This window comes from Catenulispora sp. GP43 (assembly GCF_041260665.1).
Classification (GTDB): domain Bacteria; phylum Actinomycetota; class Actinomycetes; order Streptomycetales; family Catenulisporaceae; genus Catenulispora.
On the sequence record NZ_JBGCCT010000048.1, the window covers coordinates 40,326 to 51,355 of the forward strand.

The window sequence follows — 11,030 nt, forward strand, 5'->3', positions numbered from 1 at the left end:
CGGTTTTATATCCGGAAGAACGACACGCGAGAGGAGCGGGGCTCATGGCTGGGAACGCTCCACAAGAACCCGACCCTGCCCGTGGCGCGGTGGTGCCCGGAGCAGGTGGGACCACGATCGCTCCGGAACACGAGAAGGTGCCGGGGCGCAGCCGCCTGGGCGGTCTGTGGGTGATGCTGGCCAGCGGCGCCGTCGTGCTGGTGCTGCTGCTGGTCTTCATCCTGCAGAACGGCCAACGCATCCAGATCCACCTGTACGGCGCACACTGGAACGCGCCGCTTGGCGTCGCGTTGCTGATGGCCGCGGCGTTGGGCGTGCTGCTCGTCGTCGTGCCCGGGGCGGGACGCATCATTCAGCTGCGGCGCAAGGCACGCAGCCTGCACCAGGACCGCGAGCGCCTCTTGGAGCAGGTTCCGCAGGCACCGCAGGCGCCCCAGGTCTCACAGCCGCCACAGGCCCCACAGGCCCCGCAGGCGCCTCCGCAGTAAAGCGGTGTCGCACCCGATCACCGCAAGCGCCAGCCGGTGCGGCTGCGACTTCGCCGAAACCGGCGAATCATGAAGGCATGGGCTGGATACTTCTCATTCTCGTTTTGGCCGTGCTGTTCGGCGTCCTGGGCGTGGTGATCAAGGGCCTGCTATGGCTCCTGGTCATCGGGATCGTCCTGTTCGTCATCGGACTGGGCGTCGGCGCGGTCCGGTCCCGCCGCAGCGGCGCACGCTCCAGATGATCCGCTGAGCGGCCGGCCGGTACTCCTCAGCACCCGGCGGCCAGCCGCAGCGGCTCCGAGCGCGGCCCCAGCGTCCCGCCGCGCGCCGAGGCCACGTCGAACTCGTAGACGTGGCCCGCCGTCAGCCCCTGGGCCAGCCAGTGGTCGCCCAGGACCGGGATCGGCCCGACCCGGCGCGGCTGCCCGAGCGTGACATCACGCAGCGCGACCTGATAGCCGGAGGCTCCTCGCACCCGGCTCCACTCGATCCTTACGCTCGCGTCGTCCTGAGCCCGTACGGCGACGATCGTCGGCTCGGCCAACGGAAGCTCACGCGGCCGCGTCCGCGGCGTCCGCAACGGCTCGCTGCCGACGCCGAACCGCCGCAGCGTGTCCGCGAAGCGGCCGGCCATGACCAGCTCGCCGGCCGGATTCGGATGGATGCCGTCGTAGGTGTCGGTGTCGGAATCGAAGCCGCTGTGCACGTCCACCAAGGCGACGGGTGACTGCTCCGTCGAGAGCTCCGCGAGCGCGGACGGCAGCTTGGCGTTGTAGTCCCGGATCGTCTCCCGGAACCACTCGTTCCCCCACGTGCTGGTTCCGGCGATGTTCGCCACCAGGAAGACCGCCGAGGGCGCGCCGGCGCGGGCTTCGGCCACGACGGCCGCCAGATCCCGCAACGCCTGGTCGGGCGGCCCGACCATCGCGAGGTCGTTGAAGCCCAACTGGACCAGCAGGAAATCGGGGCGTTCGGCGGCGACGTGCTCGCGCACCGACGCCTTCGCGGAGTTCGCCGTCCATCCGGGGCGCGCGCAGTGCCCGCCCTCGAAGCCGCCCTCCCGATAGGGGCCGGTCATCGGGTTGCCGACATCGGGCCCGGTGGGTACCGGGCGTCCTTCCACGAGAGCCAGGAGCACCGGATCCTCGTACATCGAGAACGTCCCGGTGTGCGGACCGACGAACTCGGCCGCCGTGCCCGTACGCCGGAAGTGCTGGGCCAGCTGCCAGCGCCACGTGTAGTCGTCCTGCATCCCGCTGGCGAGCGAATCGCCCAGGACCATGATCCGAGGTGGCCTCATGATTCTCCTTTCGCCGTCAGGGAGTGCGGGTACCCAGACGCGCGCCGCTTAGACGGCGTGATCCGAATCGGCTTCGGCTCCTGCTTCGGCGACGGGTCCGATCTCGGTGAACAGGCTCCTGATGCCGGCCAGGTCCAGGACACGCTGGACGGGTTCGGAAGGAGCGGCCAGAGCGATGTCACGGCCGTGGGTGGAGGCCCGCTGCATGGCATGGACCAGCACACGCAGTCCCATGGAGTCCAGGAAGGTGACGCGGGAGCAGTCGATGACCAGGTCGCAGTCGGCGTCCCAGGCCTGGTCGAGGTCGGATTGGAACCGGCCGTGGGCGGCGAGGTCGATGTCGCCGGCGACGGTCAGGACCACGCGGTCCGCGATGCGTGTCGCGGTACTAGAGAACTCCATGGCCGGCTCCTTGTTGTGGGCCCCGGTGCGGCGTCGTGCCGGCGCCGGTGGCGGCTCCAGCTTTCGGTATCGCCGACAACTCTGTCAACTGATACATGAATTATATCTCGTGTATCGGGCTTCGGGAGTGAGGCCCCCGGACGAGCGGATCCGAGACCGCGGGCTCCGTGACCGAATCGAGGCCGCACCCGGACCATTCTTCGTCCACCTGTTCGTTTAGTCCGGGCCAAAGCGGTAATCCGTGGTCAGTCGTTCATGGTGAGGTGAGAGCGTGAGCAGGCTTCCCTTCGCTGCTCAGACCCTCGATTCGGCGGACACGTTCCGCCACGAGGCGTTTCTGTATTCCGGGGATGAGCATTTCTTGGCCGGTACCACCGCGTTCGTGCGCGATGGGCTGGACGCCGGCGAGGCGGTGCTGGTCGCGGTCATCGCGGCCCGCGCCGCGCTGCTGCGGCGTGCCCTGGGCCGGGACGCCGACCGCGTCGAGTTCCTCGACATGGCGCTCACCGGCCGCAACCCGGCCCGGATCATCCCGGCCTGGCAGGACTGGGTCGACCGCAACGCGCCCACCGCGCGGGGCTTCCGCGGGGTCGGCGAACCGATCTGGAGCGGCCGCACCCCCAGCGAGATCGCCGAATGCCGGCATCACGAGCAACTGCTCAACACCGCCTTCGACACCGGCCCCGCCTGGTGGCTGCTGTGCCCCTACGACGCCGAAGCGCTGCCGCAGCCGGTGATCGACAGCGTGCACCGAAGCCACCCCAGCGTCGTCGCCCACGACACCAGAGAGCGCAGCGCCAGCTATCCGCGCTCCGGATTCAGCCGGACCGCCATGTCCGACGAGCCCCTGGAGGAACCGTCGGGGCCGGTGTGGGAACTCGGTTTCGACCTGGACAGCCTCAGAGAGCTGCGCGACCACGTCGCGAAGTTCGCCGAGCCCGTGGTGGGCGGCCGGGGAGCGAATGATGCGGTCCTGGTCGTCAGCGAGCTCGCGGCGAACAGCATCAAGTACGGCGGCGGAGCCGGCGTCCTGCGCCTGTGGCGCGATGTCGCGGCCCTGGTGTGCGAGGTACGGGACGACGGTGTGATCACCGACCCGCTGGCCGGGCGCCGCCGGCCCACCGGCGGGCTGGGCGGGAACGCCGGGCTGTGGATCGTCAACCAGGTGTGTGACCTGTTGCAGATCCGCTCGGCGCCGGGTCAGGGGACCGTTGTCCGGGCCCGCCTCGGTGGCGCTGCTGGTTAGCGCGTCGCGCGTGGCACCGCACGTCGCGATCGGTGTCGGTGTCGGTGTCGCGCGCGCCCCTACATCTGCGCTGCTACATCGGCGGCCCGGCGCCGCCACCGAGCGGCGCACCGGTTTCGTCCCGCATCAGCGCCTCGAAGTCGTCGTGCGCCATCTTCGCTCCCCGGCACCTGTTGTAGGCGTCCTGCCTCTCGCGGAGAGCGGCGGTCAGTTCCGCGGACCGCCGCAGGACTTCGGCCTCGGGAGCGGCGCTCGGGCGGGAATGCAGCTCCCGCCAAGCGGCTAGATCCTGCTCCGCCCGCCGCAAGGCGTTGAACTCTTCATCGCACGTCATGCCTTCACCTCCGCCGGGCAGGCAGCTGCGCACCCCGACAGGGCCCTCGTGCCCCCTGCCCCGGCCCGGCAAACGTCGCCCTGGCTAAGGTCGCCGGGCGCCGGCCCAGGTCGATCCTGCGGCGTGGTCATCCCCGCATCCCGTCCGCGCGCTGCTTCCGGATCTCCACCCGGACGGCCGAGCCCTCCACATGCCAGGCGAAGTCGTCCACCAGCGCGGTGAGGATGGGGCCGGCGAACTCGTCGTCGTCCGGGGAGATGAAGACGTCGGCCTGGGTCTGCACCGTGATGTGCAGGCTCGGGCCTGCCACGACGAAGGACGCCGCCAGGCCGCCGTCCTGCTCCGGATCGCCGCCGGCCGTGAGGCAGGTGCGCAGCAGGAACCCGCACGCCTCGTCGACCGCCAGTTGCAGGTCGGCGGTCTCGGCCGAGCCGCAGCCCAGCCGCGGCGCGAGTTGCCCGCACGCCGCGCGCAGGACCGCGATGTACTCGGGCTGGGCCGGGATGTGGATCGTGACGACGGTCCGTCCGGATTCCGGTTCGCCGGGGCGTGCCTGTGGGCTTCCGTGGTCCATGGCCACAGCCGGGGTCATCGGATGCCCATGCGCGGATCACTGCCCGCGTCGGCCGAGGCGAGAGCGAACCAGCCTGCTGCTGACGAGGAACGCCGTGACCGCCCCGGCTACGGAGGCGGCCAGTCCGGCCGCGCGCGCCGGCCAAGCGGACTTCTTCCGCTTCTGCGTCTGTTTCTGCGTCTGCTTCTGTGCCTGCTTCTGCACGGCGCTGACGCCGTCCTGCACCTTATGCCCGGCCGCCTGGAGCATGCCGATTCCCTCGTCGACGATGTGCGCCATTGCCACCACTCCTCTGCATGTCTGCTTGTGTGGTCTCGCTTCTCGCTTCTCGCTTCTCGCTTCTCGATTCTCAGTGTCGGTCCGGGCCGGATGTCAGCTGTCGATGAGGAGGTGGAACGCCTCGCGGCAGCGGAGCAAGTGCTCGCGCCGGGCCTCCTCGTCGGCACCTGGAGTCGCGGACCCCTTCACGCCGTCGGCGATCTCGTCAATCCGCCGGACGACGCTCTCGGCCAAGGCGGCGACCAGACGCTCGGCGGCCTCGACGGCGCGCTGCGGGTCGGTGGCGAAACCGGTCTGCACCGCCTGCCATTCGCCCAGGAACGCCGCGCGTTTCTCGTCGTCGAGCAGTGAGACGTCCCGCGGCCGGGCAGGGCGGCCCGCGCCGGCCTCCTCCGCCGCCTCGGTCGCCGTGTGGATGTCGAATTCGTTCGTCATCACCTGCTACTCCTTCAGGGTCTTCAGGGTCTTCAGGCTTCGCGTCCGCGGCCGCTGAACGCGTCGCGGATCCGGTCGACGACCGCGAGACCGGGAGCGGTGAGATTCCCCGGCGGCGTGTCGGGGGCGCCCGGATGGGGCCGGGTGGGGGCGAGCTTCTTGCCCGTCGTCACCATCTTGCCGATCGCCACGAGGTCCTCGGCGGTGCACACGGCCCGCAAGCGGGGGAACAGGATCTGTTCTTCTTCGGCGATGTGCGCGCTCACCAGGTCGATGACGAGCCGCAGCGTCGCCTCGAACGGCTCGTCGTCGGGCTGCATGCCGTGGAGTTCCTTCAGGGCCAGCTCGACCTGTGCGTGCTCGCCGATCTCGCGGTCGGCCAGTTCCGCGCCGCCGTCGACGTTGAGACGCACGGCGGGGTAGAGGAACTGCTCCTCGGCCGTCGCGTGCCGGACGAGTTCGATCGTGACCCGGTCGGCCAGGTTCTTACGCCGCTTCGGATCGGCGCTGTCCCGCGTCCTGTCCAGCTCGTCGAAGAGCGCCAGGACTTCCCGATGATCGTGCGTAAGGACGGCGATGACGTCGTCGCTTGAGGTCTCGGTCACTGAAGTCACTCCTCCCGCATCGCTGCGTGTCCGCCGATCCGTCGGATCCGGCGGAGTCCTCCGGGTGTCCAGTCGGATCGGCGATAAACGGTGACGCAGCCAGCGGTGGGACGACTCTGGGTGCTGATGGTGATGCTGATATGGGCGGTTCGGCCGGTTCGGCCGGTTCGGTCGGCCGGCGGTGCCGCGGGTGAGCCGGCCCGGCCGGAGCGGCTTGCTCGCATTCCGCGCGGATCAGGTCCCTGAGTTGCCCGGCCGTCGGACGCCTGCCGGGCTCGCGGCGCAACGTCGTGGCGAGCAGGGCCCGCCACCGCGGCGAAAGGTCCGCCGGGATGCGCGGCGGCCTGTTGACCACGTCGGCGATCCGGTCCAAGGCCGGACCGGGGTATTCCGGTTGCCCGGTAAGCGCTTCGAGCAGGACCAGCCCGAGGCAGAATACGTCCGATGCGGGCATCGGCCCGCAGCCCTGCGCCTGCTCCGGTGCCATGTACCCTGCGGTGCCGACCACCAGGCCGCTGCCGGTGTGCACCGGACCGTCCCACGCATGGGCGACCCCGAAGTCGGCCAGGAAGATCCCGCCGTCCGGTTCCACGAGGACGTTGGCGGGCTTCAGGTCGCGATGGACGATGCCGCGCGAGTGGATGTGGTCCAGCGCGTCGGCCAAGGCGACGCCCAGCCGTGCGACCTCCGCCGGCGGCAGCGGTCCGCGCCCGATGATCCGCGCCAGGTCCTCGCCGTGGATCAGCGGCATCACGAGATAGCGCCACGCGCCGTGCCGGCCGGCGTCCAGCAGCGGGACGAGGTTCGGGTGGTCGACGGCGGCGAGCAGCCGTGCCTCCTCGACGAAGCGCGCGGTGAAGTCGCGGCGGTCGTCACCGGTCCTGAGGACCTTGACCGCGACGGCACGCCGCAGGCGGAGGTCGGCGGCCTGGTAGATCTCGGCCGCGCCGCCCAGCCCGATGCGCTCACCGAGCCGGTAGCGGTTGCCCAACAGACCCTGGCTGACAGCGCTCACAGCGGTAAGACTCACCGACGCCGGATAACCCGGATCCGCTGCTTCACACGCCCTTGAGAGATTTATCCCGCTCCACGGCCGTTCCGGCACCGTGGTTTCCCGACAGCAACGCCAAGAACGGGCCCACCTGCAGATCGCGCTGGGCCGCGTGGCGGAAGCCCAGATCCAGGTTCACGGCGTAGTGGTTGCGCCGCCCGACCCGGCTGCGGGTCACGTATCCGGCGGCCTCCAGGTCGGCGATGATCGCGGCGGTGGCCCGCTCGGTGATCCCGGCCGCGGCGCTCAGCTCTCTGATACGGGCCTGCGGATCACGGGCGATCTCCACCAGGACGCGGCCGTGCGAGGTCAGCAACGTCCACGCGTCGCGCCTGCCGTCGCCTGCTGCCACGCCGCGATGATACCCGCGGAAGCGCGAATCGTGATCAATTCTTCGGGTATTCCCCGCCGGCCGGGGACCCGGGGAGTTCCGGGGGCTCCGGTGCCGCAAGGGGAGCCGGGGGCATCGCGGTCGGTTCTGCACCGGCGCCGGCTGCGGCGAGCGGATCCGGCAGCGCGACGACAGGGTTCACCATGAGGTCTTCGGGGGTGATGCCTTCCTCAGGCGTCACCGCGGCGGCCAGGGTGCTGGTGCCGGCGAGCATCTCCAGAAACGGCCCCACCTGGAGGCCGTCCTGTGCCGCGTGCCGGAACGGATTGTCCATGTGCACCACGTAGCGCGTGCGCCGTCCGACCCGGACGCGCTGCACATACCCGGCCCGTTCGAGGTCGGCGATGATGGCCTGGGTGGCACGCTCGGTGATGCCGATGATCGCGCTGATGTCCCGCACGCGGGCCCGCGGATTGCGGGCGATCTCCACGAGGACGTGTCCGTGGGAGGTGAGCAGCGTCCACCTTCGACGTTCCTCTGCCTCCTCCATTCCTCCACCATATCCCTGTGGCAATGGAACGAGGTTGACGCCGGGTCCGCTGGCCGGGGTTCAGCTCGTTCTCTGAGCCTGTGCGGCGTGCGGATCGAGGTCTGCGAGCGTGAGCGGATGCGCTGGCGGGTCCGGGAGCGCGATACGGCTGGTGACGTGCAGGTCGGGACCGATATGTACGAGTTCGCCGGAGCGCAGCGCACGCCAGCCGGGATGGTCGTCGAGCCGTTCGCTGGCCACGACCACGGACGACCGGTCGGCGAGGCCGTCGGCCCGCACCCGCATGCGTCCGCCGCTCCCGTTCTGGTCCAGGCCGCGACCTTGGTGGGGACCGTCGGCGCGCCGTTCCAGCAGATAGAGGCTGTGTGTCTCGGGATAGCGCAGCGCCCACAGGCTGTCGGCGGTGGTCATCACGATGTTGAGAGCCAGCAGCGGCAGGTTCTCGGCGACCCAGCGCGCCGCGGACTCCAGGCCGGCGGCCACATCGCCGCCGGCGGCCTCGGTCTCGCGATTCACCAACGCGAAGAAGCGTTCTGAGTCGGTGTCACCGCGCACCTGGGCCATGGCGTCGCCGAGATGCCGTTCGAGGATGTCCTTGCCCTCGATGACGCCGTTGTGGGCCAGCATGCGGCCGTCGGCACAGAAGGGGTGCGTGTTGCGTATGGAAAGCGCTCCGGTGGTGGCGTAGCGGACGTGGGCGATGAAGGTCGAGGATTCAACGGTCGCGGCCTCCTCGGCGAAGGCCCGGTCCTCGTACGCGGCGATGGGAGCCTTGTGCAGCACCGGTTCGCCGTCGGGCCGGAAGTAGCCCAGCCCGGTCCCGTCCGGATCCCGCCTGCTCTGCGCGGACAGGCTGTCCGCGGCGTCCAGGAGCCAGAACGTGGCCCGCACGCGCTCCGGAGCGCTGGTCATGGCGAACAAACGGCACATACGTGGCCGGGTGCCCAGCCCCACGGGAACTAAACGCCCGTTTCATCCCCGTGCGACGGGCTACGAGGGCGCTTCACGAGGAACAGCTCGACGAAGGGATCCACCATGAGCGTCAGTGACAAGGCCAAGCACGCGGTCGAGGACGCGAAGGGCAAGGCCAAGGAAGCCACCGGCAAGGTCACCGGCAACGAGCGCATGCAGGCCGAAGGCCAGGCCGACCAGGACAAGGCCCACGCCGCCCACGCGGCCGACAAGGCGAAGGACACGGTGAAGAACACCGGCCAGGAGGCGAAGGGCAAGGTCCGGGAAGTGGCCGGAGCCGTCACCGACGACGAGGGCATGGAGGCCAAGGGCAAGGTCGAGCAGCTGGGCGCGCGAGCCAAGGAGCACTTGAACAAGTAAGGAGTTCGCTGAGCGGCTGCGCGCCGACCGGCCGGCCCCGGGTGTAGCGCCCGCAGGGCCGGTCTTCTCTGTGCTGCGGGCTGCCTGGCCGTTGCCTTGCCTGCCCCGCTTGCCGAACCCCTCACTCAGCCGCTGTCGTCGCCTCCGCGATGAGCTTGCGGACCTCGGCCAGGTCCATCCCGACCTGCAGGGCCCACTCGGAGCCCGAAGCGTGCCGCGCGCCGATCGCCGTGTCGGCCGCGGCCGCCAGCTGGTACAGCACCTCGGTCGTCACCTCGACCGGCGCCGCCCGTCCGGCGTGTGCGCGGTCACCCCACAGCGCGGCGACCTCTCGCTCGGCGTGGGTCGCGGCATCGGTCCAGGCCACCACCTCGTTGACCCTGACCGCTGCGATGAGCCGCGCCAGCATGTCCTTCCCGACAGATGTGCAGCCCTGCGAAAGGCCGGCCATGGCGTCCTCCCGCCCGCGTCTATATACCTGATCTCCTTTTCATGCTTAATTTTACATATGAACGGTACCGGGGATCAGCTGTCCGGCGCCGCCGAACAGGGTGACGACTCACCCGATTCGGTATGATCCGCGACGTGGCGAATGACCGCAAACGTGATGCCTGGACCCTGCTGACGTCACACGGCCACGTCCTGGTCGAGATCGCCAGGAACCCCGACGCCAGGATCAGGGACATCAGCGCGGCGGCCGGGATCACGGAGCGTGCCGCCATAGCGATCATCGCCGACCTGGACGCCGCCGGCTACGTGACGCGCAGCCGAGTCGGCCGGCGGAACCGTTACGTCGTCCACCTCGATCTTCCGTTCCGCCACCCGGCCCAGCACGATCTGCTGGTGGGGCCCTTCCTCAGACTGCTCGCGGAACTGCCCGGCGAGTCGGCGCCAGCAGCCAAAGCCGCCACTGTTGCTACAGTCGCCAAAGCCGTCAAAACTGCCAAAGTGGCCAAAGCGGCTAAATAGCGCTCCTACGACCCGTCCCCCGAGCCCGCGGCCTGCCCCCGGCCGTCATCGTGCCGCCCCACCTCGAACGACACGGTCTTCCCCGCCTCATCGGCCGCCACCTGCAACCGGTCCACGGTGAGCTGCACCATCTCCAGCCCCCGCCCGCCGATGTCGGCGGCGCTCGCGTGCCGGATGCTCGGCATCCGCGCCGACCGGTCGGCGATCTCGCAGCGCGCGCTGGTGGGGCAGATCTGCGCGGCCACCGTCACCGGCCCGGCGCCGTGCACGACGGCGTTGGTCGCGATCTCGCTGTAGGCGAGCACGAGCCGATCGGTGTCCTCGCAGTCGCCCCACACCTCGGTGGCCGCGACCGCCAGCCACTGCCGCGAACACGACACATCCGCCGGGGTCCCGGGAAACGACCAAGACAGGGAATTGACACCGGACTGCTCGGGCAGCGCGCGCCCCCGCCGCCCACCGGATTTACGACGGGCCGTGCTGCCCACATCGACCGGTTCGGTACCGCAGGAATGCTGCATGACGCCGCCTCGCAGAAGTCGCTGATTCGAACGCATCGTCAGTACAACGCAATGTCCCGGAACCCCGCCGCTAAACAACTACCACCGTTTGGCATGGGAAGACGCGGACATAGCGGCCATGAAACACCGCACCGACAAGGAGGACACGATGACTGCATGGTTCCGCGTCTACCCGGGTTCGACCCTCCCGCGCCGCCTCACCCCCGAGGACGTCGACTACCTCGACACCGCGATGAGGAACGCCTACGGCGTCTTCGTCGACGACCCGGCCACCGGCCTGGACCTGGCCCGCACCATGACCGCCAGCGTCCTGAACGCCCGCGGCTTCGACGCCGCCACCATCCTGCGCCCCTACCACGCCCCGCCGGAATCCGATCCCGCCGAGATCCTGCAGACCATGGCTGACCTGGCCGCCGCCATCGACCGCATCGCGGTCAACGGCGGCTAGTACTGCAGCCGCACTTGGTGGTTAGGGTGGGGTCTGGCCGCGTCGTCGGAAGTGGCTGCGTTGAGCGCGTTTTTGATGATGACGGCGCCAGATGCTCCAGCCGATTGTGAACAGCAGGTGCTGGGCCTGCGTGCCGATCCGGGTGAATAGGCGGCGGATCTCGGC

Annotated in this window: 19 protein-coding genes; 6 read left to right on the forward strand and 13 right to left on the reverse strand. The window is 69.8% G+C overall.

The window, feature by feature from the left end; genetic code table 11:
- The first annotated feature begins 44 nt into the window (after window positions 1-44).
- A complete protein-coding gene (locus ABH926_RS50455) occupies window positions 45-488 on the forward strand; it encodes a lipopolysaccharide assembly LapA domain-containing protein (RefSeq protein ID WP_370374563.1) in 444 nt (147 codons plus the stop codon).
- Window positions 489-565: 77 nt separating this feature from the next.
- Window positions 566-730 carry a hypothetical protein gene (locus ABH926_RS50460; protein ID WP_370374564.1) on the forward strand — a complete coding sequence of 55 codons (165 nt, stop codon included), beginning with the start codon at window positions 566-568 and terminating at the stop codon, window positions 728-730.
- 26 nt (window positions 731-756) lie between these two features.
- On the opposite strand, the gene ABH926_RS50465 is transcribed toward ABH926_RS50460, so the two are convergent.
- Complete coding sequence (locus tag ABH926_RS50465; protein WP_370374565.1) at window positions 757-1,788, reverse strand: GDSL-type esterase/lipase family protein; 1,032 nt, start codon at window positions 1,786-1,788, stop codon at window positions 757-759.
- Window positions 1,789-1,836: 48 nt separating this feature from the next.
- Complete coding sequence (locus ABH926_RS50470) at window positions 1,837-2,190, reverse strand: STAS domain-containing protein (protein WP_370374566.1); 354 nt, start codon at window positions 2,188-2,190, stop codon at window positions 1,837-1,839.
- A 271-nt stretch (window positions 2,191-2,461) separates the two neighbouring features.
- Here ABH926_RS50470 and ABH926_RS50475 point away from each other — a divergent pair, with 271 nt between their 5' ends.
- Window positions 2,462-3,436 (forward strand): anti-sigma factor RsbA family regulatory protein, encoded by a 975-nt coding sequence (locus ABH926_RS50475; protein ID WP_370374567.1) that lies wholly within the window; start codon window positions 2,462-2,464, stop codon window positions 3,434-3,436.
- 73 nt (window positions 3,437-3,509) lie between these two features.
- Here ABH926_RS50475 and ABH926_RS50480 read toward each other — a convergent pair whose 3' ends face one another.
- The 9 genes from ABH926_RS50480 to ABH926_RS50520 form a co-directional block, all read right to left on the reverse strand.
- Window positions 3,510-3,770 (reverse strand): hypothetical protein, encoded by a 261-nt coding sequence (locus ABH926_RS50480; protein ID WP_370374568.1) that lies wholly within the window; start codon window positions 3,768-3,770, stop codon window positions 3,510-3,512.
- A 127-nt stretch (window positions 3,771-3,897) separates the two neighbouring features.
- Window positions 3,898-4,362 carry an ATP-binding protein gene (locus ABH926_RS50485; protein WP_370374569.1) on the reverse strand — a complete coding sequence of 155 codons (465 nt, stop codon included), beginning with the start codon at window positions 4,360-4,362 and terminating at the stop codon, window positions 3,898-3,900.
- Window positions 4,363-4,380: 18 nt separating this feature from the next.
- On the reverse strand, window positions 4,381-4,623 hold the full coding sequence (locus ABH926_RS50490; RefSeq protein WP_370374570.1) for a hypothetical protein: 243 nt from the start codon (window positions 4,621-4,623) through the stop codon (window positions 4,381-4,383).
- A gap of 93 nt (window positions 4,624-4,716) precedes the next feature.
- Window positions 4,717-5,058: a hypothetical protein gene (locus ABH926_RS50495; RefSeq protein ID WP_370374571.1), complete on the reverse strand. Its 342-nt coding sequence runs from the start codon at window positions 5,056-5,058 to the stop codon at window positions 4,717-4,719.
- A 32-nt stretch (window positions 5,059-5,090) separates the two neighbouring features.
- Complete coding sequence (locus ABH926_RS50500) at window positions 5,091-5,663, reverse strand: hemerythrin domain-containing protein (protein WP_370374572.1); 573 nt, start codon at window positions 5,661-5,663, stop codon at window positions 5,091-5,093.
- Complete coding sequence (locus tag ABH926_RS50505; protein WP_370374573.1) at window positions 5,545-6,768, reverse strand: protein kinase; 1,224 nt, start codon at window positions 6,766-6,768, stop codon at window positions 5,545-5,547. The genes ABH926_RS50500 and ABH926_RS50505 overlap by 119 nt, the downstream gene beginning before the upstream one ends.
- Entirely contained in the window at window positions 6,722-7,066 is a 345-nt protein-coding gene (locus ABH926_RS50510; RefSeq protein WP_370374574.1) for a helix-turn-helix transcriptional regulator, read from the reverse strand. The genes ABH926_RS50505 and ABH926_RS50510 overlap by 47 nt, the downstream gene beginning before the upstream one ends.
- Window positions 7,067-7,100: 34 nt before the next feature.
- A complete protein-coding gene (locus ABH926_RS50515) occupies window positions 7,101-7,595 on the reverse strand; it encodes a helix-turn-helix transcriptional regulator (RefSeq protein ID WP_370374575.1) in 495 nt (164 codons plus the stop codon).
- 60 nt (window positions 7,596-7,655) lie between these two features.
- Window positions 7,656-8,525: a class II glutamine amidotransferase gene (locus ABH926_RS50520; RefSeq protein ID WP_370374576.1), complete on the reverse strand. Its 870-nt coding sequence runs from the start codon at window positions 8,523-8,525 to the stop codon at window positions 7,656-7,658.
- 105 nt (window positions 8,526-8,630) lie between these two features.
- Between ABH926_RS50520 and ABH926_RS50525 the strand changes: the two genes are divergently transcribed.
- Window positions 8,631-8,927, forward strand: a complete 297-nt coding sequence (locus ABH926_RS50525) for a CsbD family protein (RefSeq protein WP_370374577.1) — start codon at window positions 8,631-8,633, stop codon at window positions 8,925-8,927.
- Window positions 8,928-9,048: 121 nt separating this feature from the next.
- Here the strand turns inward: ABH926_RS50525 and ABH926_RS50530 are convergent, their stop codons facing one another.
- Entirely contained in the window at window positions 9,049-9,378 is a 330-nt protein-coding gene (locus ABH926_RS50530; protein WP_370374578.1) for a hypothetical protein, read from the reverse strand.
- Between the two features lie 122 nt (window positions 9,379-9,500).
- Here ABH926_RS50530 and ABH926_RS50535 point away from each other — a divergent pair, with 122 nt between their 5' ends.
- Window positions 9,501-9,896 (forward strand): MarR family transcriptional regulator, encoded by a 396-nt coding sequence (locus tag ABH926_RS50535; RefSeq protein ID WP_370374579.1) that lies wholly within the window; start codon window positions 9,501-9,503, stop codon window positions 9,894-9,896.
- A gap of 5 nt (window positions 9,897-9,901) precedes the next feature.
- Here the strand turns inward: ABH926_RS50535 and ABH926_RS50540 are convergent, their stop codons facing one another.
- A complete protein-coding gene (locus ABH926_RS50540) occupies window positions 9,902-10,453 on the reverse strand; it encodes an ATP-binding protein (protein ID WP_370374580.1) in 552 nt (183 codons plus the stop codon).
- Window positions 10,454-10,565: 112 nt separating this feature from the next.
- Here ABH926_RS50540 and ABH926_RS50545 point away from each other — a divergent pair, with 112 nt between their 5' ends.
- On the forward strand, window positions 10,566-10,865 hold the full coding sequence (locus ABH926_RS50545) for a hypothetical protein (RefSeq protein WP_370374581.1): 300 nt from the start codon (window positions 10,566-10,568) through the stop codon (window positions 10,863-10,865).
- The last annotated feature ends 165 nt before the right edge of the window (window positions 10,866-11,030 follow it).